This is a genomic window from Lawsonibacter sp. LCP25S3_E2 (assembly GCF_052117285.1).
In the GTDB taxonomy this organism is placed as follows: domain Bacteria; phylum Bacillota; class Clostridia; order Oscillospirales; family Oscillospiraceae; genus Lawsonibacter.
In genome coordinates this window covers 109,081-135,772 of the sequence record NZ_JBQKJL010000003.1, presented here as the reverse complement: position 1 = coordinate 135,772, position 26,692 = coordinate 109,081, and the positions used below count along the sequence as shown (strand labels likewise).

Annotated in this window: 26 protein-coding genes; 1 reads left to right on the top strand and 25 read right to left on the bottom strand. The window is 59.8% G+C overall.

The window, feature by feature from the left end:
• Positions 1 to 7: 7 nt before the first annotated feature.
• The 8 genes from ACTQ3R_RS04405 to ACTQ3R_RS04370 all read right to left on the bottom strand — a co-directional run bounded on the left by ACTQ3R_RS04405 (position 8) and on the right by ACTQ3R_RS04370 (position 7,805).
• Complete coding sequence (locus ACTQ3R_RS04405; protein WP_209345294.1) at positions 8 to 1,075, bottom strand: M23 family metallopeptidase; 1,068 nt, start codon at positions 1,073 to 1,075, stop codon at positions 8 to 10.
• Positions 1,072 to 2,466 carry an ankyrin repeat domain-containing protein gene (locus ACTQ3R_RS04400; protein ID WP_209345296.1) on the bottom strand — a complete coding sequence of 465 codons (1,395 nt, stop codon included), beginning with the start codon at positions 2,464 to 2,466 and terminating at the stop codon, positions 1,072 to 1,074. Before ACTQ3R_RS04400 ends, ACTQ3R_RS04405 begins: the two co-directional genes overlap by 4 nt.
• Positions 2,467 to 2,484: 18 nt before the next feature.
• Positions 2,485 to 3,273 (bottom strand): phosphoadenosine phosphosulfate reductase domain-containing protein, encoded by a 789-nt coding sequence (locus ACTQ3R_RS04395; RefSeq protein WP_209345298.1) that lies wholly within the window; start codon positions 3,271 to 3,273, stop codon positions 2,485 to 2,487.
• Between the two features lie 10 nt (positions 3,274 to 3,283).
• On the bottom strand, positions 3,284 to 4,384 hold the full coding sequence (locus ACTQ3R_RS04390) for an S-layer homology domain-containing protein (RefSeq protein WP_209345300.1): 1,101 nt from the start codon (positions 4,382 to 4,384) through the stop codon (positions 3,284 to 3,286).
• Between the two features lie 89 nt (positions 4,385 to 4,473).
• Entirely contained in the window at positions 4,474 to 6,318 is a 1,845-nt protein-coding gene (locus ACTQ3R_RS04385; RefSeq protein WP_209345302.1) for a VirB4 family type IV secretion system protein, read from the bottom strand.
• A complete protein-coding gene (locus ACTQ3R_RS04380) occupies positions 6,311 to 6,916 on the bottom strand; it encodes a hypothetical protein (protein ID WP_245185207.1) in 606 nt (201 codons plus the stop codon). The genes ACTQ3R_RS04385 and ACTQ3R_RS04380 overlap by 8 nt, the downstream gene beginning before the upstream one ends.
• Positions 6,891 to 7,157: a hypothetical protein gene (locus ACTQ3R_RS04375; protein ID WP_209345508.1), complete on the bottom strand. Its 267-nt coding sequence runs from the start codon at positions 7,155 to 7,157 to the stop codon at positions 6,891 to 6,893. Before ACTQ3R_RS04375 ends, ACTQ3R_RS04380 begins: the two co-directional genes overlap by 26 nt.
• A 90-nt stretch (positions 7,158 to 7,247) precedes the next feature.
• A complete protein-coding gene (locus ACTQ3R_RS04370) occupies positions 7,248 to 7,805 on the bottom strand; it encodes a hypothetical protein (protein ID WP_209345304.1) in 558 nt (185 codons plus the stop codon).
• Positions 7,806 to 7,995: 190 nt separating this feature from the next.
• Between ACTQ3R_RS04370 and ACTQ3R_RS04365 the strand changes: the two genes are divergently transcribed.
• Positions 7,996 to 8,550: a DNA-3-methyladenine glycosylase I gene (locus tag ACTQ3R_RS04365; RefSeq protein ID WP_209345306.1), complete on the top strand. Its 555-nt coding sequence runs from the start codon at positions 7,996 to 7,998 to the stop codon at positions 8,548 to 8,550.
• On the opposite strand, the gene ACTQ3R_RS04360 is transcribed toward ACTQ3R_RS04365, so the two are convergent.
• The 17 genes from ACTQ3R_RS04360 to ACTQ3R_RS04280 form a co-directional block, all read right to left on the bottom strand.
• The gene (locus ACTQ3R_RS04360) at positions 8,544 to 10,277 is read right to left on the bottom strand and encodes a DNA cytosine methyltransferase (RefSeq protein WP_209345308.1); all 1,734 of its coding nucleotides are present in this window, start codon (positions 10,275 to 10,277) and stop codon (positions 8,544 to 8,546) included. The genes ACTQ3R_RS04365 and ACTQ3R_RS04360 overlap by 7 nt on opposite strands.
• Before the next feature lie 2 nt (positions 10,278 to 10,279).
• On the bottom strand, positions 10,280 to 10,948 hold the full coding sequence (locus tag ACTQ3R_RS04355; protein ID WP_441778160.1) for a DNA cytosine methyltransferase: 669 nt from the start codon (positions 10,946 to 10,948) through the stop codon (positions 10,280 to 10,282).
• Positions 10,945 to 12,084 carry a DUF7768 domain-containing protein gene (locus tag ACTQ3R_RS04350; protein WP_235396115.1) on the bottom strand — a complete coding sequence of 380 codons (1,140 nt, stop codon included), beginning with the start codon at positions 12,082 to 12,084 and terminating at the stop codon, positions 10,945 to 10,947. Before ACTQ3R_RS04350 ends, ACTQ3R_RS04355 begins: the two co-directional genes overlap by 4 nt.
• A gap of 15 nt (positions 12,085 to 12,099) precedes the next feature.
• Positions 12,100 to 13,005, bottom strand: coding sequence for a conjugal transfer protein TrbL family protein (locus tag ACTQ3R_RS04345; RefSeq protein ID WP_209345312.1), 906 nt, complete (start codon positions 13,003 to 13,005; stop codon positions 12,100 to 12,102).
• An 87-nt stretch (positions 13,006 to 13,092) separates the two neighbouring features.
• A complete protein-coding gene (locus ACTQ3R_RS04340; protein ID WP_209345314.1) occupies positions 13,093 to 13,509 on the bottom strand; it encodes a hypothetical protein in 417 nt (138 codons plus the stop codon).
• 9 nt (positions 13,510 to 13,518) lie between these two features.
• A complete protein-coding gene (locus tag ACTQ3R_RS04335) occupies positions 13,519 to 13,851 on the bottom strand; it encodes a DUF3852 domain-containing protein (protein ID WP_209345316.1) in 333 nt (110 codons plus the stop codon).
• Between the two features lie 80 nt (positions 13,852 to 13,931).
• Entirely contained in the window at positions 13,932 to 19,139 is a 5,208-nt protein-coding gene (locus ACTQ3R_RS04330; RefSeq protein ID WP_235396111.1) for a SpaA isopeptide-forming pilin-related protein, read from the bottom strand.
• Positions 19,140 to 19,299: 160 nt separating this feature from the next.
• Positions 19,300 to 20,118 (bottom strand): hypothetical protein, encoded by an 819-nt coding sequence (locus ACTQ3R_RS04325; protein ID WP_235396109.1) that lies wholly within the window; start codon positions 20,116 to 20,118, stop codon positions 19,300 to 19,302.
• A 150-nt stretch (positions 20,119 to 20,268) separates the two neighbouring features.
• Positions 20,269 to 21,063 (bottom strand): class D sortase, encoded by a 795-nt coding sequence (locus ACTQ3R_RS04320; protein WP_235396107.1) that lies wholly within the window; start codon positions 21,061 to 21,063, stop codon positions 20,269 to 20,271.
• Complete coding sequence (locus ACTQ3R_RS04315; protein ID WP_235396106.1) at positions 21,060 to 21,974, bottom strand: cell wall anchor protein; 915 nt, start codon at positions 21,972 to 21,974, stop codon at positions 21,060 to 21,062. The genes ACTQ3R_RS04320 and ACTQ3R_RS04315 overlap by 4 nt, the downstream gene beginning before the upstream one ends.
• Before the next feature lie 15 nt (positions 21,975 to 21,989).
• Positions 21,990 to 22,373, bottom strand: a complete 384-nt coding sequence (locus tag ACTQ3R_RS04310; protein ID WP_235396104.1) for a SpoVG family protein — start codon at positions 22,371 to 22,373, stop codon at positions 21,990 to 21,992.
• Positions 22,374 to 22,400: 27 nt separating this feature from the next.
• Positions 22,401 to 22,754 carry a hypothetical protein gene (locus ACTQ3R_RS04305; RefSeq protein WP_235396102.1) on the bottom strand — a complete coding sequence of 118 codons (354 nt, stop codon included), beginning with the start codon at positions 22,752 to 22,754 and terminating at the stop codon, positions 22,401 to 22,403.
• 12 nt (positions 22,755 to 22,766) lie between these two features.
• Complete coding sequence (locus ACTQ3R_RS04300; RefSeq protein WP_235396100.1) at positions 22,767 to 23,270, bottom strand: hypothetical protein; 504 nt, start codon at positions 23,268 to 23,270, stop codon at positions 22,767 to 22,769.
• On the bottom strand, positions 23,245 to 24,099 hold the full coding sequence (locus ACTQ3R_RS04295) for a DNA adenine methylase (protein ID WP_235396341.1): 855 nt from the start codon (positions 24,097 to 24,099) through the stop codon (positions 23,245 to 23,247). The genes ACTQ3R_RS04300 and ACTQ3R_RS04295 overlap by 26 nt, the downstream gene beginning before the upstream one ends.
• An 8-nt stretch (positions 24,100 to 24,107) precedes the next feature.
• A complete protein-coding gene (locus ACTQ3R_RS04290; protein WP_235396098.1) occupies positions 24,108 to 24,440 on the bottom strand; it encodes a hypothetical protein in 333 nt (110 codons plus the stop codon).
• A gap of 95 nt (positions 24,441 to 24,535) precedes the next feature.
• Complete coding sequence (locus ACTQ3R_RS04285; protein WP_235396096.1) at positions 24,536 to 25,555, bottom strand: hypothetical protein; 1,020 nt, start codon at positions 25,553 to 25,555, stop codon at positions 24,536 to 24,538.
• Positions 25,555 to 26,691 carry an antirestriction protein ArdA gene (locus ACTQ3R_RS04280; protein ID WP_235396339.1) on the bottom strand — a complete coding sequence of 379 codons (1,137 nt, stop codon included), beginning with the start codon at positions 26,689 to 26,691 and terminating at the stop codon, positions 25,555 to 25,557. The genes ACTQ3R_RS04285 and ACTQ3R_RS04280 overlap by 1 nt, the downstream gene beginning before the upstream one ends.
• Position 26,692: the final 1 nt, after the last annotated feature.

Genomic DNA, 26,692 nt, shown 5'->3' with positions numbered 1-26,692 from the left:
CTCTGCCCTATGGCAGATAGCTGCGCGGGTTCGTCCGCTCCCCGTTGACCCGCACCTCGAAGTGGAGGTGCGGACCGGTGGACCGTCCGGTGGAGCCGGACAGGGCGACCACATCCCCTGCCTCCACCGTCCGGCCCGCCGAGGCCAGCAGTTGGGAACAGTGGCCGTATAGAGTGGACAGGCCATCGCCGTGGTCGATGATGATATAGTAGCCGTACCCGCCCTGGTTGTAGGCGGAGACTGTCACCGTCCCCGGCAGGGCGGCGCGGATCGGCGTGCCGGTGGGTACCGCCAGGTCCATGCCGGTATGTCCCCGGCGCTCTCCCGTGATGGGGTCGATACGATTGCCGAACTCCGAGGTGACCACGCTCCGCCAGTTCTCCCCGATGGGAGAGCAGAAGCCGTCCGCCCCGATGAACGGCACATCCGAACCGGAAAAGCCGCTGCCGCTCCCGGTGTAGCCATAGCGGATCAGACTGTAGACGCTGTCCGCATTGGCTTGTTGATCATCGGTGGACTCTGTGCCCAGCACGGCGTAGATGTTCTTGTAGACCTGTGCCAGATCCTCGATAGGTACTGCCACGGTATAGGTTTCTTCTTCCTCTGTGGTAGTTCCATCTTCATTCGCTATGATTACGGTGCGGGTGCGCTCCTCATAGGTGACGAAGCAGTCCGCAAACGCCCGGCAGTCCTGGCGGCTGGGACTTTCCGCGCCGAAGTACAGAGCATAAAAGATGGCCTTGACACGGATACCGTCAAGGCCATTTTCATCCTCTGCCTGTGCGTTGATTTCAGCGATGGCTCCATCCAGCAAAGCGAAACAGGTCTGCATCTCTCCGATATAGGCACGGTACTCGTCCGGGAGTTCCGCAGGAATCGTCCCGCCGTAGAAGCACAGCTCCACCACAGAGAGGTTGTGGGAGGCGGAGCCCGAACCCAGAGAGCATAAAAAGGCGATGAGCAGGATCACCGGAGAGAGGATGGCCACCAGCACCCAGCCCAGCTTCTTCCGGGTATTTTCATCCGAGAGGGCGGCGATGGCCGCTTTGACTACCGCGGCGGCTGTGGCGCTCATAGACTCATGCCGCCCATGGCTGGGCCGTCCTGCTGTGGGCCGCTTTGCAGTTCTGACCAGTATTCGGACAGCGCATCCATGGTTTCCGCATGGCCGTCGCTCCTGCCGTAGGCCGCATCCCACAGGCGGTACTGCTCCAGATCCATGCCGCGATCCAGCAGCAGCTTGGCCGTATCCACCGCGTCATTTTGAATGCAGGCAGAGAGGGCGGCATAATCATCCAGTTCCACCGGCATCCCTGCTTTCAAAAGCCGCTCTGCCATCCATTCCAGATGACCAGAGAGCAAAGGACGGAGCACCTGGGAAATGTGACGGTCCGGCTGCGCCCCCTTTTCCACCAGCACCATGGCAGTTTGGAAATCCTGCCGCATGGCGGCCATGGGCAGCAGGCTTGGCGGTGCGGCGGCAATCTGCTCCGGGGTGCATCGCCGGAGCAGGTCTTTGGCGATCTCCTGATGATCGTGTCCATAGGCGTACTGGATGACCTCGCCGGGGAGCGTGGGACGCGGCTCTGAGAGCCGGCTTTTCATCTGCTCCACCAGAGTCTGCACCCGCTGGCTGTCTCCCGTATCCACCGCCCGCTTGCAGGCGGTGAGGTAGGCTTCCGGCGAAATACTCCTTGCGTCGGCCAGCAATGTCAGAACCATCTTCCGTCCAACTATCCCCGGCCGTCCAGCCGCCTCCGCCAGCAGACTGTCCGCCTGATTCGGCACCTTGGGGTAAAACTGCTTGAATGTTTCCAACTCGCCGTCCCGGATGGCCAGTACTGTTTTGTCATAGTCGCTCATGCGCAGGGGCCGCTGACCAGCCGTGTCCATATAGGCGGTGATGCTCCCGGTCATGCGCCGTAGAAGCTGCTCGGTCTGGGACATGGCAGCCTCCTGTCGTTCCCGCTGCTCTGCCAGCGCCTGGATGATGGTACGCTGTTCCGCGGGATCCAGGTGGACGATCATGTCCTCTGGCTCCGGTCGTTCCCCCAACCGCATATACCGGGCATAGGTGCCGCCATCCCCGTGGAACGCCTTGGTGATGGCGGAGGAGATGAGAAACATCCGGTCAAGGTCCGCGCCGGTATCGCCCAGGGTCTTGCCGGTGATGAAGCTCCTGGTGACCGGCTGGCCGTTTTCATACCACTTCAGGTACACATCCAGATAGACGCCCTCGCTGCCGCCATAGTCGGTGGTACAGAAGATGTCTGCGTCCTGGGGGATCTCCCGGCCATTTTCCCACTCCTGAGCCAGCAGAAAATACTCGTCCGGCAGATAGCCCATGCCCTCCAGCCGGTATTTCAGTTCCTCGAAAACCTCCTGGGCTGTGCGCTGTCCGGCACACTTCAGCTTGCGGGGGTCTTCCTCGGAAGGCTCCCATTTGTCCAATTCAATGGTTTTCATCTGATCAATACTCCTTTCCTATCCTCCGTCATAGCAGCCGCAGGGCATATCATGTTCCGGGAACATCCAGCACATGGCCATCTGATTTTTATCCGCCTCCACAAAGTCCCGCCAGGACCAGTTCCGCCCCAGGCCCTTGACACTGATGAGGTTGGGCTGGGCGTTGTCCTCGATGGCGATGGCCCGGTCAAAGAGATCCCGGTGGTTGTGGTAGAGGGTGCGGATCTCATGGTGCTTCATCGCGGGGCAGAAAAAGCAGGAGGACTTGCCGGGCAGCGGCAGGCCCTCCTGCTGGATGGCGGCAACGCAGTCCTCCCGCCCCCAGCCCCAGTCGATCAGGGGATATTCCATCTGGTATTTCTTATCCTGTATATCATAGACATAGGCGTGGGTCCTGCGCTGCTCCTCGTCGGCGTCATAGCCAATGAACTTGACTACCTTCTCGCCTCTGGCCCACACCTCCCGGCAGGGCGGATAGTTGTTGCAGAATTTTTCTTGCGGACCGGCCTTGTGCTTCAGGGAACACCTCTTGTAGCCATAGGCCAGAGCGGGGAGGGTGCCGGAACGGAGGCACTCCTGCTCCAGTGTCAGGCGGTCCCCATTCATGTCCATGTATTCTACCACTGTGATCTTCGGCATCCCGTGATTTATCAGCCACTGGTCCATGACGGACAGGTACTCATAGGTGTGGGGCTGCTCGCAGCCTGTATCCGCAAAGAGAATGAGGTCGGCGGGGATATTTTTGTGGTACATTCCAATCAGCATAGCGGTACTGTTTGTGCCGCCGCCATAAGAGATGACATTCATAGCTGGCTCCCTATTGCGCATTTGCGTTCTCAGGCCAGCCGAGTTCTTCGAGCTTCAGAAAGTATGCAAAGGTTTCCGGCGCGGCATCTGCCAGAGGGCGCATCCTATCCTCGTTTTCACTCCAATCGATCCAATACTCAAAAAACTCCGCAAAATACTCCCGCGAATTGACTGTTGAGTAGTCTCCCAGTACAGCACGCGCGGATCCCGACTCCTTCTCATAGAGCTTTTCCGTGGTGGATGGAAAGCCAATTACCTGATGATAGAAGTGCCCGAACTCATGAACGGTACAAGACGGCTCACGGGCATAGATCGTTTTTTGACGATAACTGGTCGCACCGGCGCACTGCATATTCAACTGCTCACTTAAATCGTCCAGATACTGACTGTCCAGATCAAACGACCAGCCGTGCGCTGTATATTCATCCAGAATAGCCGCGGGAATCTTTTTCATCTCGACAAGATAGGAGCCGAGATATACCTGATCAACATTATTGATGTTCAACCGCTCCACCATCTCGGGGGGATCGACGTGCAGCCCTTTGGTACGGACCAGATAGATGATCTGTGCCGCTTCGCCGCGTGTGATACGTTCCAGTGGATCGGCATTTTCCGCGCACAATCCATTTTCACAGGCGATACGAACATAATTATCAGCGTCGCTCATGTATTCTCCGTCTTCATACAGCTCATAACAGTAAACGGGAATCCCCTCTGCCGCAAAAGCACTGGCATAAATTGCGCTGCGGCACATCTCCGTGTCTGGTTCCAGTACCGCACTCATATTGAGCCATCCCTCTTTGTACGCAAGCTCGAGCTGGGCCTGCCCGAAGGGAATACCAGGAGTTTCGGGAACCTCCTTATCATAGGCACGGCAGATCATGACTGCCCACTGGCGGGTGGTGATGACAGCGTCGGGCGAAAAGTTATTGTCCCCGGTCCCACAGGTGATCCCGTTTTCAGCCGCAAAGGAAATGCCCTCATACCAAGGGGATTCCGCGCTGACATCCCGGAATCCCGGATCATTGGCCGCAGATGCTGGGGCGGTCAGCTGCATACACAGGGCTGCGGTCAGCATGAAAAAAGATAATATGGTATAGATTCGTTTCATTGATGTTCCTTTCCAAAAAGAAAACAGCCTGGAAGCCGCTTGGCAATTTCCAGGCCATTGGTTCGGAATGAGCTCACTAACTTACGGGTTCACCGTCCGCCCGCCTTTCCAAACAGCTTTTCCTTATAGGGCGGTGCATGGACCTCCAGCAGATACCGCTCGTTACCGCACTTGTAGAGGCAGACGCCCCTCTGGGGATAGCGGATGAGTTCGAACTCAGCAGGCTCCAGTTGGAGGTTGTCCATATAGAACTTCTTGTTCACGCTGCCTGCGTTGAACAGGAACTGGTGGGTGGGGATGGCGAACAGGGGCCGGGTCAGCTCCCGAATACCGTCCACATCAAAGTCCTCCAGATTCTGGCTGGCCAGGATCATGGAGGACTCCTTCTTCCGCACCCGCTTGAGGCTGTTACGGATATATTCGATGGTGGTCAGGTTGCTCAGCCAGATGTACAGCTCGTCCAGCGTGGCCACGGTATTTCCCTCGGTGAGCAGCTTGTCGCTGAGATAGGAGAGGATATTGAACAGCATGGCGTTCTTCACATTCCGGCTGGCCTGGAGGAGCCCCTTGACGCCGAAGACCAGGAAGCGGGAACTGGTGATGTTGGTGTGGCCGTTGAAAAACTTGCTCTCCGCGCCGCGGCACATGGAGTGGAGGCCCAGCAGGACCTCCCGCAGCAATTCCCTGGTGTAGAGGGGGAATTCCTCCTGGTCATAATTCTGATACGCATCCTCAATGATACGGTAGAGGTCGGAGAGAACGGGGTAATCCGTGGGGGTCAGGGACAAAAAGTCCGTGTTGTCATCCATGCCCCACTGGGCGTACAGCCGCTCCAGCATCAGCTCGATGGTGTCGATGTGCTTGTCCGCGAAGTCCTCCTTGTAGGAGCGGAAGAAGTCCTTCAGGAAGGAGATATGCTGGCTCAGCCGGGTCTTCTGGCGAAAGGCCGCGGGAGCGTCCGGGTCATCTTCGCCGCTGACATCCCACAGCTTGGGCTGGAGGGGGTTGATCCGGTATATACCGCTCATGAGGTCAAGAAAGCAGCCGCCCAGGTTGACGCACAGGTCAGTCAGCTCATGCTCCGGGTCCAGGCAGATGGCGCGTTGCCCGCTCTCCAGGATGTTGCACAACAGGAGCTTGAGCAGATAGCTCTTGCCCTGGCCGCTGTTGCCCAGGATGAGGACGCTGGCGGTGGTCTTGTCGTCGGCACGGCGGTTCAGATCCACGATGATATTGGAGCCGTAGCGGTCCCGTCCGATGTAAAAGCCCTTGGGGTCGGTCTTGCCGGAGTAGTTGAAGGGATACAGGTTGGCCACCGAGCTGGCAGGCAGGACGCGCTCAAACTGGGAGCCAAAGGCGTTGCGGCCAGCGGGGTTCACGGAGAGAAAGCCCTCCCGTTGGCGCAGGAGGATTGGGTCGGCGCCCAGCTTGCTCCGCACCAGCTCCGCCGTCACCTCGTCCCGCAGGGTGCGCAGGCTCTCCGCGTCCCGTGCGGACAGCTCGATGAACACGGCGCAGTGGAGGAGCGGCTCGCTGTTCTTCCGCATGGAGGCGATGAGCGCCGCCACATCCTGGAGGTTGGCCTCGGCGGTGACGGCTTGCTTCATGCTGTTGCTGCTGCCCCGGTCCATGCGGTTCTTGTTCTCCGCATTGTGGATGATCTTATCCTCCTCGGCGGCAGTCACCTGCCGGTTGTAAATGGTCAGGGTCACGCCGCTCTTTTCGCCTAAATGCCGCAGCAGGGCCAGCTCCTCCGTGGTGGTGGGATAGCTCCGCAGGGCCAGGGTACAGCGGTATGCCCCGCCGCAGATGGCGTGGTCGGTGTTGAACTTCACCGCCGTGGGCGCGATGAGGTCCAGGAAGTCCTTGACGCGGGGTTCGGCAGGCTTGGCCGGAGCCTTTGCTTTCTTTTTCTTCTGCGCTTTTTTAGGCATCCTGTGTCACCCACCTCCCGCCGTCACAGTCTTCGAAGTGTTCTGTGGTCACATCCTGCTGGTAGTAGACCGCCAGCAGGCGCTTGATGTCCTGCTCACCGGCCAGACGGACATGGAAGCCCTGGTCCCGGATGCGCTTTTCCGTCTGGCGCAGGCGGCTCTCGGCGGTCTCGCCGTTTTGCTGCTCCGGGCGGCAGACGAAGGCAAATTCCCGTGCCGAAGCGGTGGCGGACTGGATCTCGTCCAGGTGGGCGCTGTCCTGCCGCAGCAGTTCCCGCAGGGCGGGCAGCTCCTCGTCCTCCAATCGCTGGCGGTACCAGTCCTTGTTGTGCCGGAAGGACTCACGGGAGTCCAGAGCCAGCATCCGCAGCTCCGGCATGGCGCACAGCAGGCGGGTCAGGGCCAGCATCCGGCCTCGGATGCCCTCGTCCGAGAGGACGGACAGGTTGTCCGGCTTGATAAGAAAAAAGGCCAGTTCTCCATCGGCGGTCTTGAGGCCGTGATCGGTGAGCTGGCTGATGCCCATGAGCTGCCGGGTGGTCTGCCGCTGGCGCAGCTCCTTTTTCTGTTTCCTATTCAGTATTCTCACTCCATTCATAGTACTGCTGTTTCAAAAATAAAAAGCAAACGGCATAGCGCAGGAAGTCCAGAATGCTGGCGTCCTCCACGCGGATGCTCAGGAAGGCGAAGAGGACGGTAACCACCAGCGGGGGCAGGAAGCCGCTCTGTGCCAAGGCCAGGACAGAGAGCAAAAGCCCGATCCCGATGATGGCCACATCCCGCAGCGTCCACAGCCAGAGCATCGCCTTGGCTTTCAGATTATCAGGGTAGATATATATGGTCAGATTCCTCCTAACGAAAAGGACGGGAAGTAACGCCTCCCGTCCTTGGCCTATTTCTGGATAGTGGTGATATAGGGCGCGGTTCCCTCATGCAACAGAGTCCTTCGCTGCGGGCTTTTCCTCCTCACTCAACTCGGGCAGGACTTCCACGACAGGGATCCCGTCCTTCTCCTGGCAAGTCTCCCAGCCGGAGACGGCATTTTCGATCAGGGTGACCACGAATTCCTTTTGGGAGAGCTTCTTGTGGGCGGACAGGTAGGCTTTGATCTGCTGGAACAGCTCCTCCGTGACGGTGAACGCCAGTGTCCGCTCTCCTTTCTGGGATTTGTACCCCTCCAGGGGCTTAAGGGTCTTACCCTGTTTCCACAGGGCGAGGCCCTGCTCCACCAGACCAACCACGAAGTCCCGCTGGGACTGGTCTCCATGGGCCGCCAGATACTGCTTGACCCGCTGGAACAGCTCCTCCGATACCGAGAACGCCATCGTCCTGCCGCCCTCTGCCCTGGGGCGCGGTTTGGGCCTTTCGTAATGCTCCCGGAGGATCCGTTCCATAAGGATGCCGGTGGTCAGAGCCTCGTCCGCCGCCACATCCTCCCGGATCTTCTGGTGGAGTTCCTCACATAAATTGATGGTCAGTTTGCCCATTTTGTGCGCTCCTTTCCTTTTGGTAGGGCAAGTATGTCCCAAGCCATGGCCAAAAGCTATTCACCAAACCCAACGAAGAACAGGGCATGAAACGAAGCACAAGCGACAAGCCCTTTCGCGGAACTTTTGGTGGCCATTTGGTGCAATGGCGTGTATAATCAAGACAGCTTGATTGTGGGAGGGTCTTGAGATGAAACGGTGCCGCTGGGCGGATCCAAGCTCGGAATTATACACCGCCTATCATGATAATGAATGGGGGCGGCCGGAGCATGACGACCGCAAACTCTTTGAGATGCTTATTCTGGAAGGGTTTCAGGCTGGTCTCTCCTGGCTGACGATCCTGAAAAAGCGGGAGGCGTTTCGGGCCGCGTTTGACAACTTTGAGCCAGCCGTGGTCGCCCAATACGGCCCGGAGAAGGTGGAGGCTCTGATGTCGGATGCGGGAATTGTGCGCAACCGGCGCAAGATCATGGCCGCAACTCAAAACGCCAGGGTGTTTCTCACCATTCAGGCGGAGTTCGGCTCCTTTGACCGCTACCTTTGGGGCTTTACCGGGGGCAAGGTCATCTTGAACACAGATGATGAAATGCGCGCCCGCACGGAGCTGTCCGACCGCATCTCCAAAGACCTGAAGCGCCGGGGGATGAGCTTTGTAGGCAGCACGATTATCTATTCCTTTCTTCAGGCCACAGGAGTGGTGAATGACCACGAAACCTGCTGCTTCTGCTATCCGGGAAATCAATAGCCTGCGGCCATGGCAATGCCGCGCATGATGAACTCCACACAGGGGATTGCCACGCTGTTGCCCAGCGCCTTATAGCGGGCCGAGTCCGACGCGCCGGGCAGGTCCGTCCAACCGTCCGGGAAGCCCTGGAGCCGTTCACATTCCAGGGGCGTCAGGCGGCGGATGAGCAGGGGGCCGTCTACGACCAGCTTATCCTGCCCTACATACTGGCTGTTGGGTCCTTTCCGGTCGCTGCTGGTCAGGGCACCCACCGTCTCCTGATACACCAGATCGGTGGCGTCCTTGTGCTGGCGGGCGCTTTCAGTGGAAGCTACTGCGTCATCTTTGAATACATCCACCCGCTGACGGGAGAAGACCGCATGGTGATCCGTGGCGGTCAGGGTATAGGCGATGTTCTCCTGATACCCGATCCCGTTGCCGCCGTTTTGGGGCTGGCGGTCGATGGCATTGCCCGTAATGCAGAAACAGGGAGCGTCCGTCACCAAGGGCAGGTTGTTTCCGCCGGTCCCCGCTCTTGCGGATAGTGTGGGAGATATAGGGTGCGGGCCGGTATAACGGGCATCAACGCCGTGATTCTCATAGACCAGCGGCTGGTGTCCATGCTCCTGTGCCCGCAGGGTGCCGGAGACATCCTTGCTGCACCCCATGGCCGCGCCGCCCTGGTCATTCAGGCAGAGGACGGACGGCACCATGTTCGTTCCACTCTCAGCGGCTTTCAATGTGGGCGCGATCTCCTCCTGATATCCGATCCCGCCCGCTGTAGGCGCGGCTCCGGCACAGAAACCTGCGGTCAGTACACAGGGATAGCCCTGGCCGGGCATACCGCCCCCGCCGCTTATGGACGTATGCCGTTCCGGGCTGAGATAGCACTCGCCGTTTCCCTTGGTCACCACGCCTGCGGCAAACAGCAGCCCGCCGGGAATCCGCCCGCCTCCGCCGTCCGCGCCGGCCAGGGTTGGAGCTTTTCCCTCTGGGGTAAACACACGGGCCTGCTGCGTATCCCATGGGTTGAGACAATTTTCAGCAATAAAAGCCTGCTGTTTCATTCCCGGCTGTGCGCCCAAAGCCCCCGCTACATCGTGGATATCCCGCACCTCGCGCCCCAGGGCGGCTTCTCTTGCCGCTTTGCGGCAATTCACCTTCTCCCGCTGATTGGCCGCAAAAGCTGTTGGTGCGATCACTCCGTTACGCCCGGTAGACATGCCGCAATTGGTGCCAAGTGTTGCGGAGACCTGATCGGTGATATCTCCATTGTAGCCATCGAAGCCGACAGGCTCTGTTGCGGTATGATATGGTTGTCCCGGCCTGAGAATCAGTCCCGCCTGCGCCATCAGCGCCGCCTTGAGCTGTGCCGGCAGCTCTTTGCCCCGTTCCTCCGCCCGCCGCAGGATACCCAGGCAGGCCGTCCTGCTCAGATAGTATTTTCTCCGGGGGCTGGTTTCCAGGATATCGGACAAAGCACACTTGACAGGCTCCCGCGGAGCCGGTCCGGTGTTGAGCGGCGGACCATTTTCCCGCCACGGGGAGCGGAGTTCCCAATAATGGCACCCAAACAGATCCACATGGCCCCTGGACAGGTCCAGGTGGAAATAGGGGATGGAGATCAGCACGGACAGGGACACGGCTTTGCTTTTTTGTTTTGGCTGGCTCTCGAATATATCATCTACATCATCAGGCTCATCCAGAGAGAACAGCATCATCTGGCCGTTGCTGTCGTAGTTCTGCATGGTCAAACCTCCGTGTTTAAACTATCAAACAGGAGCAGGGGCGCGAGAGGGCCGGCGAAGTCCGCCACCAGAAAAATGCGCTTTCTCCGCTGAGCGACGCCCCAGAACTGTGCGTCCAGACAGCGCCACGCCAGTGAGAAGCCGGTCTCTATCGCGATATCTCCCGCGTCCGGCCACGAATAGGGATAGGACCGTGGAACCTCCGCGCCGGCGTCATGGATCCGAATGATCTCCTCCAGCACGATGCGAAAGTCCTCACCCTTGGGCGATCCGCTGCTGAACGCGCCAGGCACATTCTCCCAGCATAGCCAGCGGGGACGGATGTCGGCTGCCGTGCGGCCCCGTTCTCTCTCCGCCGTCCGCATCTCCTTGACGATGCGGATCTGCTCCATAAAAAGACCGGAGCGGGCGCCAGACAATCCGGCGCGCGCCCCGGCCACTGAGAGATCCTGACACGGGCTGCCCCCGCAGATGATGTCCACAGGGAACAGCAGCCTGCCGCTCAACTTTGTAATGTCGCCCTTATGGGCCATGCTCGGGAACCGCTGTTCTGTGACCTTCATGGGGAACGGCTCGATCTCGCTGGCCCAAAGCGTTCTGATACCATGCCGCTCCGCCGCAAGGGGAAATCCGCCGATGCCGTCGAAGAGACTCCCCATCGTCAGGGTCACCCCATGGCCATCCCCATCCCCTCTGTATGCGAGAGCTCCGTGGACTGGATCTCCTCCGTGCTGACGCTCCGCACGGGGATGCCGAAACGCTCCGCCAGTTCTTTTTCTCCCGTCATGCCGGGGCTGATCCGGTCCCCGCACAGCCAAAGCTCGTCGCACCGTTTCAGCATCCGGTTTCCCATGGCAATGCCGAGCTGCCGTTCCTCCGGGGCGCTGTCATCCAGCATCTGGGTGTAGAGCAAACGTGGCGCAAAGGGCGTTACGCCTTGGGAGATGGCATACCGGCACGCCTGCCGGGCAAACTGGAGGTTCTGTTCCACATCCCCGGACAAGGGGGAAGCGATGTAGACCACCGCGCCAGGGGCATTTTCCTGTGTCTCTGAGCGGAAGAGATAGGCCGGGTCGTTGACCACCACACCCTCTCTGCCGAATTCCACCGCGTGTTCATTTGCCGCGGCCCAGTCCAGATATTCCGGATCGGCGGCCTGGCGGTACACCTCCGGCAGCCATTTTGCCGGGATCCTGAGCAGTCCGGAGGTGTGTTCCAGCTCCTTGTCCATGGTGTAGGCGACAGCTTCCCGAACAGCGGGGAGCAGAGGGCCCAAGTCCTCCGGGGTGTGATCCCAGAAGCTGATCTCCCGCAGGACCACATCCTCATACCGCTCCCAGCTCCCGCTGTCATCCTCGTTCCACACATAGTCGGCTGAGGTGATGGTCACACCCTCATCATTGCAGTTGATCCAAATAGTCTTATCCAGTTCCGGGAGCCGCACGGCCAGCGTCCCCACCATGCATCCGCCTCCGGTGTTGCCATAGATACGGTCTATGACTGCATACCGCATGACTCCGGGGTCTGGCGTTGTATCAAGAGCCTTGATCAATTCAGCCTGAACACTCCGCTCTATATCATGGCCGCCTGGATACTCCACACATTGGTACTTTACAGCGGGATGACGGTTGAGACGGAGCGCCTCCATATCCCAAAGCTTCTGTTTCGCGCTCCCACACTCAGTAAAGAACAGGCGCTGGCCGTTCTCAGATAAAAAGCCGGAGAGCCCCGCCATGGGACTCTCCGGCCTCGCTTCCACCCAGATCGCGTAGATTTTAGGTGGACGGTTTTCTTTTCCTTCTGTCATATACAACGCTCCTCCTTATTTCGGCGCCACCGCCTGCACAACGGTGCGGGTGGTGTTGACGGCGGCCTGTGCGGTGTAGACTGCGCTCATGATATTGGCCCTTGTCGTGGTGTCCAGCCCGAAGGTCCCGGCAATCCGGGGCACTTCTCCCGCGGAGAGCATGAGGCCCAGCCCCAGCAGGGCGTGGTCCTTGAAGACCATAAGCCCAGCCACAAGGATGGTGGATTGCAGGAAGGCCGTCAGGCACAGGCCGATGACCTGCTTGATCCACTGGGTGAACCCGTCCACATATCCGCGGGGGATGCTGAACATATAGAGACTCCCCACGGCGATCTGGATGAGCAGGATGCCGCCCCGCTTCAGATTGGCGAAGAACACCTTGATCACCGCGTAGGCCATGAGGATGATGCAGAACAGGAGCATGATGGGGCTGGTGATCAGGCCGATGCCGAAGTCCAGCGTCACCTGCGTCATATCCGCGATGCTCTCCACGCTGTTCAGGTCCGTGATGATCTGCTGCCCCACATCCCCGATGCTGGTCCCATAGCCGGTGATCCCGGCGCTGAGCCGCCCTTGCAGCGATACGGAAAGGGCATAGAGCCGGATGGGTACCGTCGTGAACAGGCTGACCGCCAGGAAGCCCTTGATGGCGTTGAGGGCGGTGTGCTGGAGATTGGCCCGGCCGGTGGTGTACTCGATGCCGAACTCAAAGGCGCATACCACCAGGCTCACGCCAAACAGCGCCCAGCCAAGCTGGGAAAAGAACAGCACGATGGCCTGCACCCACTCCAGCTCGAACAGCTCCACGCCCATGTTGCCCATGGCCGAGAAGAAGTTGCCGAGAAAACCCACCACCTGGCCATAGAACCAGTCGATGAGGTTGTCCATGATGGTGGCGGCTACAAAGTCCCAGATGAACAATGAATGACTCACCTCGTTTCAAAGGCCGTATCATCCGTTTCTGGGACAGTCAAGGGGCCGCACAGATGGTACGGCCCCTTCGTTTGTTTACATGGTCTGCTGCCACTGCTGGGCGGCGGTCTGCTCCTGGAATACTTCCAGATAGCTGGAGACTGCGTTGGTCAGCGTTTCATAGTCCGCCGCTGTAGGGCGGTAGGCGTACCAGTCGGTCTGCCCATTATCCGTCCATGCGTAGGGACCGCTCCGCCGAATGTAGGGGTTATCCGTCTGCCCCTTGCCCCAGAGGTCCGCAAAGCGCAGGCGCAGGGCGTCCACCTGCCCGTCGTTGCGGTTCAGGATGGTCATCTGGATCGCCTCATAGCGATCCGCCATGCCGCAGGTGACGAACTGCAGCTTGGCCCGGTTCATCTCGCTCAGGCGGACATAGCAGGCCCGGCCCACAAATACCGCGTCGGGATAGATGGGCTGCACGATCTTTCGCAGCTCCCGTTCAAAAAAGGTCATATGCATGCCTCAGATCCCGATGATGCCCCAGATGTAGAGGGGCGCGGTGAGGGTAAAGACCAGACAGGCGAACAGGATCACCGGGCCGGTCCACTCGAACTGGCCATGCTTTCTATAGTCGAAGTACGCCATGGCCAGTTTGGTGAAGAACGCAATGGCGAGGATCATATCCAGCGCCGGGAAGACCACATTGTCCACCACGGTCTTGATCTGCGCCGCCGCGTCCTTCCAGGTGCTCTCCACGGCGGAGGCCACATCCCCCGCGGCAAAGGCGGGGACGCAGCAGACCAGCGTCAGGGCAAGAACAAGGGTCAGGGCGCGGATGATTTTCTTGTGCTTCATCTTGAAAACCTCCTGTGCGTTTATAAAGTGGGAGCGCCGCCTTGTTAGGACGGCGCTCCTGGTGAAATGAGATGGAACGATCAATAGCCGGTGCGGGGCAGGGGCTTGGAGGGCTTATAGACCCTGGTCACCCAGCGGGTGGTTGCCATGATCCACTGGCCGTCGTAAACGCCGCCCGCGTCCGCCTGGTTGGTGAACTGGGTACCGCCGGTGAGCCAGGAAACCACATTGCAGTACACCTTGGGTGCCTCCACCTGCCGGAAGTTGGCGGGGACAACGCCGAAGGAGACCATGAACTCCGTCACATACTCGTTGGAGGCCAGCCCCAGCGCGGCGGGAGAGGCGTCCAGCATATAGTTCTGCATGGTGCTCAGGTTGTCGTACATGGTGCGGTACTCGCCGTTCAGGTTGGTCTTGAAGACTACCTTGTAATTGCCCTGCACATTGTAGGTGCCGGTGACGATCTTATCCAGCCGCACTGCCTGCACGGGCAGGGTATCCCTCCAATAAAAACTGGTCAGGCTGGTGGTGGAGTTGTTGGCGATGCCGGAAAAGTCATAGCGGATGGACTGGCCGGGCATGACCTCGGTGTAGCCTGTTTTCTTGATGCTGACATTGGTATACAGGCTCTTGTTGGTCATGGCCGCCTTAACGATCTGGCCGGCGAACTCGATCTCCACATCAATGGGCGTCTGATCCAGGCCATAGAAGTCCGCACTCTGGGATTCGATCACCTGGTAGCGGCCCAAGGGGAGGGGCTTGCTGACGGCAACGCCGTTTTTCCCTGTTTTGATCGTGTCCACCAGCTTGCCCGTCCTGTAGTTATAGATTTCAAAGATGGTGTTGGGGATGGGCGTCCCAGCAGGCCAGCCGTTCATACTGTTGTAGTCCGCGGAGGTCTTGGTCACTTGGATTTGGCCGGTGATAGGTGTATTCTCCCATTCGATTTCCGTGGTCGTCCCCGCGGTGACATAGACGGTCTTGAGCTGCGTATCCGGGACATATCCCTCATTTTCCAGCTCCCGCAGGTAAAACCGCCCGGAGCCGGGGAGATCATCGATATAGACATAGCCGTCCTGGTCACTGGTGTACTGGCCGATGGGGTTCTTGTTCGCATCGTAGAGCAGGAAGGTCACGCCATAGATCCCGGAGCCGTCCGCCGTTGAGACCTTGTGGATCAAAATACCGGAAATAGGCGCGTTGGTCACGGTCAGCGGTGGACAGCTCCCGTCCTTCACGGTGAAATAGTGGGGTGTGGAATCCAGTTTGAAGCCCTCGGCGCTCTCGGTCTCTACCGCATAGTAGCTGTCATCCGGTAGTGTCACAAAGACGCTGCCGGTTTTCCCGGTGGTCACGGTGTCCACCAGAGCGTCATCCGATACCCTGCGAATTTCAAAGGTGGTGTTGGGGATGCGCTCGGTCTTGTCCGCTGAACTGATCTTGATGATCTCCACGCCGCCCACTGCGTTGTTGTAAAAACGGATAGTCTGGGTGTCGTTGGGATTCACGGTAACGGTTTGGCTGCGGCTGTTCTCGTCAATGGTATAGCCAGACACACTTTCCAGTTCAGTCACGACCACCGTGCCTGTAATTCCGGGGAGGATGATCTGCCCGCTGGCATTGGTATAGTAGATGCCTTTGGAGGAAAGAGTGCCGCCGGCGGCGTCCACATAGCGGCCATCCGCGTATTTGATCTCGAACTTCACGCCCTCCAGGGGAACGGTCTTTGTGCTATTCCGCCCCAGTTTCTCAATGATTAGATTTCCCAGAGGCTGGTTGCGGAACTCCACGGTGACGGTCTGGCCCGCCTTGACCTGAACGGTCTGGGGGGTGTCATCCAGCAGGAACCCCGATTTTCCTCTGGTCTCCTTGATGACCATCGTGGTGCCGGGATCGACATTCTCCACCAGAAAAGTCCCGGCGCTGTCGGTCACGAACTTGCCGTTGGCGTCGCCCACCACGGCCCCGTCCGAGGTCGTTACCAAGAACTCCACATCGCTCAAAGGCGTATTGTCGGCGCTGGACACCTTTTTTACCAGAACGGCCCCCTTGGGACTGTTGCCGAAGTAGACGGGAACGACCTCCTGCTCCTGGCCGGAGAGGTACACTGTCTGGGGCGGGGTGTCGATCACATGGGAGCCATCGCTGGAGAGCTCCTCGATGATATAAGTGCCAGCCTTGCAATTTGTGACCGTGAAAGAGCCGTTGGCCGAGGTGCGGTAGGTGCCGATGACAGTGCCCCCTGTGCCGCTGGTATTGCCGCTCAAATAACGGACTTGGAACCAGCAGTCAGATAAGGCGGCCCCGGTCTTGGAGTCATATTTCCATACACAGATAGCGGAGAGAGGTGTGTTCTCAAACAAGAAGGTGTGGCCCTTGCCCGCCTGAACAAATGCCTCCTGGGTATCGCTGTCCTTGATGGAGAACCCGGTGGGCGGTGCCAACTCCTTCACCCGGAACCACCCGTCCCGCAGGCCATTAGCCGGGCCGGTCAGCTCAATGCGGCCATTCTCGTCCGTTGTGAAGATGCCCAGGTCGTTGAACTCCCCGGTGCTGGTGTTGTTGCTGGCATACCAAACCTGGAACCGCACATTAGAGAGTCGGTCATGGGTGACGGAATTTTCCTTGATGATCTCGATAGACGGACGCTTGAAATTCTCGAAATAGACGTCACGGTCCCGGTTGGGGTACATCGTTACAAGCTGCGACTCCTCTGCCAGCAGGTAAGGCTCCGGGACGGATTTCTCGATGACCTCCACCACCGAGGGCAGGAGGTTGGGCACCACGGCAACGCCGTTCTCGTCCGTCTCCACCTCCGCGATGGAGTGGCCGTCCGCGCCTCTGACCAAATAGACCGTTCCGGGGATCGGTTCGCTGGTATCGCCGTCCCGTTTATGGATATACAAATTGGAGCGGCGGTCATTGGTCAGCACCTTGGTGCTGGTCTTGCCAGGAAACAGCTCGATGTGGTATTCTCTGAGGTCGAGGATGTGATCCGATCTTGTGGAAATTTCAGACAGGGAATAGACGCCGGGTTCCAGGCCCTCCCAGAGAATTTCTCCTGTCGGGCCAGAGGTGCGGTCCAGATAATAGCTGCCGTCCTCGATCTTAGCCAGCCGGAAGGAAACGCCCTCCAGCGGTGTGCCGTCAGAGCTCTGCTTGATGAGCAGCAGCGAGGGCAGCCTGGAGTTGGTGAACACATACTCGGCGTCCACATTGGGGCCAAGGTAGACGATGCGCTGGGCGTCGTCCACCACATAGCCGGCACAGGACTTCTCCGTGACCACATAAGAGCCCGCGGGGAGGTTCTCGTTGGTCAGGTCGATCTCGCCCTTGGCGTTGGTTCGGAACTCCTCCGGGCCGTAGCTGCCGTCCACGGCCTTGATCTCGAAGACCGCGTTGGGAATGACTTTAGAGGGATCGGCGGAATCCACCTTGGTGAGCCGCAAGCCGGGTGTCCGGTCATTGAAGAACAGCAGCTCCCGGATACCGTCCCCGGCTTGGAGCTCCACCTCCTGGGGCGTGGCGTCCAGGATCAGGCCGGGATCCCCTGTGTCCACCTCCACGGCCCGGTAAGTGCCCGGTTCCTGATCGGTGAGTAGGATCTCCCCAAATTCATCGGTGCGGAACCTGCCCAGGGATACGCCGTCCCGGAAAATCTCGAAGGTGACGTCGGGCATAGCCACCTTGTTTTTTCGATCATACTTGATGATCCGGATCCCCGGCAGCTCTCGGTTGATCAGCAGGAAATCGGAGACCTCCCCGGCCACAACGGTGGTATTGTAGGTGGCATCGTCCTTCAGCCAGCCCACCGGGGCGGTCCGCTCCAAAATTTCGTATGCACCCGGCTTGATCCGGTCGAAGAAAGCGCAGCCCGCGAAGTTCGTTTCCTGTACATAGGTGGTGCCGCTCTCGATGTGCCTGATCTGCACCACCGCGCCGGGCAGCAGGTCGCCGGTATCGCTGCGCTTCTCCACCCGGAGGGAGCCGTAGGCGTCGTTGTAAAAGGTGACCTCAGCCACCTTCCCGTACTCCACGTTGACATTCTGCACATCCGGGGTGCTGATCAGGTGATCCGGGGCAGGTTCCCGTTCAATGACCGTATAATTTCCACAGAGGGTCAGGTCGAGGAGCACCTCGCCGGAGCTGTTGGAGGAGAAGGTGCCCACGCTGGCGCCGTTGGGGTCGATGACCTCGAACAGGGCCCCGCTGAGCCGCTTTTCGCTCCCCGTCTCCTTTTTGATGATGCGCAGCCCGGTGTCCGGGGTGTCCTCCGGTTCATCGCTGTAATTGCTCTGGGCAGACAGACGGATGGGGGTGGTGGGGTCGGTGTCGCAGATGTAGTTCTGGAGCTCCCCGTACTTGCCCTGCTCCGCGCAGACCGCGTAATAGATGGCGTACTGGTACACATTGCAGGAGAAGGCCAGCTGGACGCTGCCGCTCTTGCCCTCCACGCTGCCGGCCGGGTACAGCACCTTTACCTGCCCGGCATAGCCGTCCCCGGTGCCGCTGGTGGTGATGGCGGTAATGTCATTGTTGTTCGTATCCACCAGCCGGGTACCCTCCGGCACCTCGTCGGGGTTGGCGAAGGACACATTGATATCGTAATCGCAGACCCAGGTATCGCTTTTGATGGTGAATACCTGCTGGAGATACTTCGTCCCGTTGATGGTGACGGGATAGGCTGTGTCCTGATCCACCGTGCTGGTCAGCCTGGGGGACTGGGTGCGGCTCCACGCGGTGCCGCGGACATAGATGTTCTTGGCGGCAGCCAGGATCGCCTGCGCCCGCTGCAGCTCCACGCCCGTCAGGTTGGGATTGACCTTGAGGTTGTTAATGTCCCAATTGGGGAGCAGATAGCACCAGAGGGCCATCTTGGTGGCGTAGTAGGCGTGATATTTGTTCTCCAGCTTGAGCTCACTAAGCCCTCTGGTGGGGTAGCCGTTAGCCACGATGCCCATGACCTTGGGGTCACTGGTCTTCTCCTCGGCCAGATACTCGATGCTCTCGCCGGGGGCCACCGTCTGAGGGACGCCCTTGGTGTTGGGATTGACGCAGTAAGCCGGGATCTCTTTCACCTGCCCGGTGCTGGAAACATAATTATAATAGGTATAGATCTGCTCCCTGATCCGCCCGTTGATGGACAGATAGGACATTGCCGTGCCGCCGTTGAAGATGTTCACCTCACCGAGCGCCTCCTCCTCGGAGCTGGCGGCGGAGGCGAAGCCGGTGCAGAGGCTCAGGAGCGTCACGAGGCAGAGGAGCAGGGATAGGAATCGTTTTTTCATGATTACCTCCTGTAGGGGCCGTGACAGGAGGGTCATTCAAATCATGTATTTTAGGTCGTGACTACACCTGGCACGGCCTGATGATCGGTTGTTTTTGAAAAATGGGCGCAAAAAAAGAGGCGGCAGTATGGGTGTCATACTGCCGCCGTCCCGCTGGGGGTCAGATGGCGTGGAGCTTGTACTCGGTGTACATGTACACGCCGTTGCGGAACACATCCCAGGCTTCCATGGAGTAGGTCCCCGGAGGACAGGAATTGAAGAGGTCCTCCAGCTCGCTTTCCCGCCAGGGCCAGAAGGAGTGCGCCGTCAGGCTGGGGTCTATGGTCAGCCGGATACGGACGGCGGGGGTACCCTTGGCGCCGTATTTCAGCTGACCGTTCTGGCTGGTGTCTGGATGGTTCCCCGCCAGGTTTTGGAGGGTGTACTGCATCCTGCGGGTCTCATAGAGGTTGCGGATAAAGAGGTAGTCGCCTGCTTCCAGATTGAAGTGGCGGGCCTCCGGCTCCGGCAGCTCCACCTCCGGGAAACTGCTCCAGTCGCAGGTGGGCGCGGGCAGTTCCCCCAGCGGGCCGCTGGCGAACAGGCTCTTGTCGTACCGGCTGACGTCGGTGATGGTGTAGTCCGTGCCGTCGTTGCAGCGGATCACATCGCCCGCCTGGGGGATGTAGCGGGAGCCATCCGCGGGGAGCTGGACGGTCCCATCCGCCTGGGCCTGTCCGGTGGAGATATGGACGGAGTTGTCGCTGGCCCGGTAGGTCACCGTGACGCCCAGCAGTTCGCCCAGCTCCACAAGCTGGATGTAGTTACGCCCGTTGATGGCATACGCCTCCAGCGCCACCTGCGCTCCGTCCAGATAGAAGCTCTGGGCGCTGGGCAGAGCTTTGAGGTACTCCGCCGCGGCATGGGCGGCGGGGCCGGTCATGGTGACGCCGGCCAGGATACCCGCCGTGACCAGCAGCATATTTTTCTTTCTGCTCATATCGTTGTCCTCCTCATTTTCAGATATTGTGGGGCTTTTGCAAGCAACACAATACCGTAAGGATGGCACAAAGTCGAGCGGAAAGAAGCGGGAAAGATGGAGAAATCAAAGGGTGTAAACGAAGCAGAATGGACAAGCCGGGGCTTGTGCTTATTTCTCCACGGCCTGGACGCACCAGCGGTACTCCCGCTGGTCACGGACGCAGGTATACAGGGTGAGCATATTCTCCGTGGAGGAGGCGAGGGCGCTGCGGTCTGTCTCAGACACCTTGGACACAGAGATCACCTTGTAGGTGCGGGTACCCAGCTTGGTGGTCAGGGTGATAGTATCACCCACCTCCAGCGTATGGATCTGACCGAAGTAGGCGTTGACGCCCCGGTTGTGGGCCGCCAAGGCCACATTTCCATCCCAGATGGAAGTTTCCTCAAAGTGGCCCGCGCCCTTTTTCAGCGTGGAACTTCCGGTACCCTCATAGATCTTGACGGTCAGGTCGATGGCCGGGATCTTCAGGGTGCCAAGATGCCCGCCGCTGTAGTAGAGGTCGTCCGTCACCTCGGTGTAGCCCGTGGAGGTGACTGTGCCGGAAGAAGTGCCGGGCATCGTGCTGCCGGGGACCACCACAGGAGAGCCGGTCCCGTTGATTACCGTACCAGTGGCGGCCATACCGCTGGGGGCCAGGTTGGGCGTCAGGTAAGTTCCCGTCCCCTTGGTGTCCGCACTGGGGCTGCCGAAGGCAGGCGGGATGAGGGCGGCGTTCTTGCTGACATCCTCATTCTTCCTGGCCCCGCCGTCCACCGTATGCACCACTTCGACAGAGGTGGGCGTGCCATAGTCCGGGCCGTCCGGCGCGTCGATGGTATATTCCAGCGGCTCCGCCGCGCTGGCGCCCACCGTGAGGGAGGCGGTCAGGCACAGGAGCAGGACAGCCGTTCTCAGCTTTTTCATTCAGCGTCACCTCCGCTTTCATCAGACTCACGGCGGCGTTTGAGGAACAGGGCGATGCCGACGCCGCCGCCAGCCGCCGCGACAACGCCCAGCGGGACCAGCACATAGGCCCAGTTGAACTGCTTCGGAGCTTCCAATACATCGGGCAGTTCCACGGCAGGCTCCACCGGGACGATGGCAGTCCCCTCAAAGATGGCCACATACCGGGTCTTGTTCAGGGCGATGCGGCTGACGGTGCCGGTGTAGTCGGCGGTAACGGTGTAGCCCTTCACATAGCTGCTGGTGGCGCTGCCCGTATAGGTGGCGACAGCGGTAAAGCGGTCCCCCAGGGCATAGCCGTCCGTGCTGGCGGTGTTGTCCGTCTGCCAGTCGATGCTCTGGAGCGTCAGGGTGCGGCCATTGTCCTCAATGGTCTTGGGGATGTACTGGGTGTCCTGTCCGGCCAGGTTGGGATAGCTCCGGGTGGCCTGGACTTCCTTTGTGGAACTGCCGTACCCGGCCACCTCCACCTGCACGGTATCCAGCTGGAGCGTCAGGGTCCCTGTCAGGCCATCATCGGTGATGAACTCCCGTTCCTGGGGCAGCAGGGCCAGCACCGAGGCCATGTCCTTGCTCTTGCTTTCCAGGGACACCGTCTCCGTGTGCTGCCGCTCCTCATATTCGGGGAGCTCCTGCTTGAGCAGGTCCGTCAGGGTGTAACGGAACCCGTCCTGCTCGAAGTCCGACCGGGGGATGCCCGCGGGATCGTCCGTGGGAGACAGGTCATAGATCTTCCTAATCTCACCCCCATCCTCGCTGCGGGTGATGGAGGTGGGATAGCACACCGCCACCGTTTCCGCGGCGGCAGCCTGGACGGGAAGGGCCATGGCCAGCGTCAGCGCCATGGCGCAAAGGGCAAATACTCGTTTCATGGGGTCTTCCTCCTCTTACATCGTCATGCCCATGTCCTGGGCGGGGGTAGCCTGCGCGGTCTGCTGCCGCTGGGGGAGCTGGGTCAGGGCCTGCTGGTAGGCGTCCAGCACCGCCTGATGGAACTGCTGGTGGAACTCCTGGGTGCAAGGGAAACAGATATCCCTGTACTCACCGCCTGACTTGTAGCTGGGCATGGAGACGAAGGGCCCTTTCTCGCTGTCTATCACCTTCACGCCCCGGATGGCGAAGCAGCCGTTGAGATTGACCGAGGCGTTGGCCAGGACCGGGCCGTCCGTGCGCAGGGTGTTGATCTTCACATCCACCTTCATGGGGAGCTGCTCCCGCTGGGCAGGCTGGCCCTGCGCGGAAACAGGGGCGGGTGCGCTTGCTTTTTTCATGCTGGGTTCCTCCTCATCATATAGAATTCAACGCGGATAAGCCGCCATGGGAACGGGGCGGTCATGGATGTGCAGAACCGAGACACAGGCGCTGGCGGCTTCCGCTGCCGCCCTGACCTCCCTCCAGAGTGGAAACGCCCGGTAGTCCGATGCCAGCACATCCATTCCCGCTTTTTCGTCCTGCGGAGGGATATGCCGCACCAGCTCCAGCACATGAACGCCGTCTGTCAGGCCAAAGGCTTTGACCCCGGAATCCGGCAAGGAGCGGTAGTGCTCCAATGCGTCGGCCAGGGATAAGAACCGGGACAGCCGCCAGCCGGTCACGCCTCTGGGGTCGCGGCCCAGCCGGAGATCGTCGATGGTATAATAGGAACACCTCATTTTTTGTCACCCTTACCCGCCATAGACGGTATCCCCCACGATCAGCCGCTCCTCCAGCTCCCCGACACAGATTCCGGTCGCTCTGAACATTTCCAGCACCTCCTCGGGCACATCCCGCAGGTCATGGTCATAGTCCGCCTCGGAGATGGTCACCGTGTGCTCCTCATCGTCTACCCAGGCGCACAGCTTGGCGTCCGCGGGGATACCGGCTTCCTCCCGCAGGTACTCCGGCAGGCCGATCTCGTCCTCATCCCGCGTCTCAAAGGGGCATTCCCCCTCGCAGCCGTCACAGGGGCCGCAGACCTTTGCCAGATGGGTGTGCAGTTCCACGGCCATCTGCTGGAGGGACTGGGCGGCGCGGAGCAGTTCCATAGCGGTCATCCGGCCCTTCAGCGCCACCAGCGCGTTCTCAGCCGTGTGGAGCTCCACCTTTTCTCCCGCCTCAAAGCCGCAGAGGTTCAGGGCCGCTCTGGGGATGTGGAGGCCCTTGTCAGTAGGTTCCTTCAAAAATTTCATCGTCATCTTCCTCCTTTTCATAGTCAAACAGGTTTAACTGGACCGAGGCCCGCTCACGCTCATGCATATCGTAGTTGGCAATGAGCAGCTCGGAAAATTGACAGTTGGGATCGTACCGCTGCCGGATATTGTTCAGCCGGGTCACCGGCTCGATCCGGATGCCGGGCGCGTCGTACAGCTCCCGGATGAATTCGTCATCGTTGTAGGACAGCAGGAACTTCCCCTGCATGGACAGCAGCGTGTCCCGCAGGCGGATGTGGTCTTTCTCTGTAAAGCCGTCCTCTCCAATGTTCTGGTAATACCCCTCCGTGGCGTGGTAGGGCGGGTCGCAGTAGAACAGGCTCACAGGCCGGTCATACTGGCGGACGAGCTTTTCAAAGTCTTTGTTCTCCACCACCACTCTGGCAAGCCGCCGGTGGGCCTGCTCGATCAGCGGGAAGTTGGCCCGCATATCGTGGGGCTGGCTGCCATAGCTGGTGAGGGCCGAGGCGTAGCTGTACCGGATGATCTGATAGAACAAGGCCGCTTTCCGCACGGCGTCCATGGGACTGTCGCGGGCGAGGGCGGTCCTGGCCCGCTCAAAGTCCTCACGGGAATTGAGGACATACCGCAGGGCGGCGATCAGCTCCTCCGGCTTGTCCCGGACGCAGCGGTACAGATTGACGAGCAGGCTGTTGAAATCGTTGTAGACCTCAAAATCGTTGCCGGGATCTTTATGGAACAGCACCCAGCCGCCACCGCCGAACACCTCGATGTACCGCTCATAGTAGATGGGGAACCGCCGCACCACCTCCTCCCGCAGCGCCTTCTTGCCGCCCACCCAGCTCATGAAGCTGTTCACGGGCCGCCGCCTCCCTCCAGTGGGAGCCTGGTCTGGGCAGTGTCGAACCGCTCCAGCGACCGGGACAGGCCCCGGATCGCCGCGGCGATGCCGCTGATGCGGTGGGTCATGTGGGCGATGGTGGCCCGCACCTCCTGCTCCGTGGCGGCGTAGAAGTAGCCGTTTCCGTTGCTGGCAATGGGGACGCCCTGCCGCCGCAGGCCGTTCACCGCGTCCCGCAGGTCCTTGCCCCGGACGCCGAAGGCACACTCCAGCTCCCAGCTGGTGGCGGCGTTAGCGGCGCCCAGGTGATACCGTTCCAGGTACTCCGCCAGCCGTTCTTTCTCCATTTGCGCTCCTTTCCGGGGCCATTTTCCCGAAAAAGGGCGCAAAAAAAGAAGGGGCCGTTGTCCCTTTCGGAAAAACGGCCCCAATTCTCGATTTTTTACTGCTGTTCCATCGTCATCCCCGCCTCCTCCGGGGCGCTGCGCTCATAGATAAACTCCCGGCTGTTCCGGGTGATGTAGGCGCTTTCAGCGGCGGTCAGCACATAGCCCGCTTCCTCCAGCAGATCCGCCGCGTACCCCTCCAGATCGATGCAGCCGGAGGAGAGCAGTTCCTCAGCCACCCCCGCCTCCAGCAGCTTTCGCCTGCCAAATTCCTTCAGGCTGTCACAGGGGATCCACTCATAGCAGTGGAGATTCTGGATGATGTCCAGGGCAAAGCGCAGGTCATGGCAGTTCTCAAATTCCAGGGCAGCGGCAAACCTCTCCAGAAAGCGGGGCGTTCCCTGGCCCTGTTCCTCCAGCGCATAGCCCAGGTCGCTGCCGTCGTTGACCAGCTCCAGAGCGTCTGCATATTGCTCCATCAGGTCCCCCAACTGGGGCCGGCCGCACCGGGCGTCCATCAGGACACAGTCCTCCAGACTTCGGACATTCAGCTCGTCCAGGGCCAGGGCCACCTCGTCCGGCTGGCCGCTTACGGCGGAGTGATCCGGCAGGCGCAGCCATACCCCCTCCGGTATTGTGGGGGAGGCCAGCTTCACCTTGACGCTCCAGCCGTCATCCTCCGGAATGAGCCCCTGGCCGGTGTAGCGGAGAGGGACGGGGCCGGACGGATAGGCCACATAGCAGCTCCCGATGAACAGGCCGGGGTGTCGGTCCTCATACATCATGCCGATCCGTTCCAGATCCGCGTAGTACATAGTGCGTTCCGGCAGATGGGCTTCGTGCCGGAGATAAAAGCTCCCCAGCTGTGCGTAGCTTCCCGCGGGAAAGCACACCCCATAGTCCTCCATGGAGAGCAGCTGATTGATGGCCTCCGCCATGGATTCCGGTCGCGCGCTGATGACAATGGCGCTGACAATGTGCTTTTCCTTCTTGCTCAATGTGGACAACCGCTCCGCCAGCCAGTCCCGTTCCTGTTCTGTTCCCGGAAGTATCATCAGTTCCTCAAATTCCCACATTACATCATCTCCATTCCGCCCCGCTGGGGCTGTTCTGCCATGACCTGGCCGTCCCGCCTCTCTACCAGGCCGTACTCAGTCACTGTACTGCCGTACTTCTGGAGCAGAGCCTCCCCATACCGCCAAAGGGTCACATGGGGGAGCAGAAGCTCCGCCGCTTCGTCACCAAGGATGATCCGAAGTTCATTCTCCGCCACCTCCGGCATGGTGCGCACATCCGGCTCCACCATATATTCGTCCAGCTGTCCGGCCAGCCGGGACGCCTCATTGATATCTGAGGGATCCTCTGCTATGAGGATTGCTTTGTACTTTGTCAGTTCCTCCGGTCCAAGCCGCGCCAGATGCTGCGCCAGCCGGTTGACATGGGTGATGCTGACGGCCTCGTCCACCAGATCCTTCAGGGCGGGTGCCGCGCAGTCCAGACAGCGGAATCGGATATTCTGCCACGCTTCCGCTCCAATGGACTTTAGCTTGTTATCAATCATCAGGTGTGACGCTGGCAGCGGCAGCGAAACATTGTGTTCGCCATTTGTCAGTTCCATCAGAACCGCATAGTCCGGCCTGCGGAGGCGGAGGTCAAGGGTATCATAGACCTGCTCCAAGTCTGAGTCCTGCGTCACATAACCATGGCTGGTGAATACGCCGCCCTCATCCATGCGGGCCTTTCTGCCCAGCATTTCAAAATCCAGCATTTGAAACACGCTGTCAGGGATGGCGTCAAGCTCCGGCATAAAACCGTTTTCCGCATAAAACCTGCCGAGCTGGGAGTCGTTCTGCACCTCACTCAGCACATGGCAGCAGTCCGTGCTGTAGGCCAGGTCGATGATCGTGGATATCTGGATCGGACCATACTTTTTGGAGACCTCCACCTGGAACAGCCCCTCGAACGCGGCTTTCTGCCGTTCATCCAGCCGCGCCAGCCTGTCTGCCAGTGCATTGAGCTGAAATAGATCGCATTCATCCGTCAGATGAATATGGAGATACGGAAAGTCGTTATACTCGAGGATATCCCAGTCCGGCTTGCCGTCCATGGGCATTTGCAGCCGCTCCAGCGCGTCCAGCAGTTCATAGGGGGCGGCGGGAAGCTCCAGTTCGCAGTAACAGCCGTTGCCTCCAGACAGTTCTACCCGAAACACC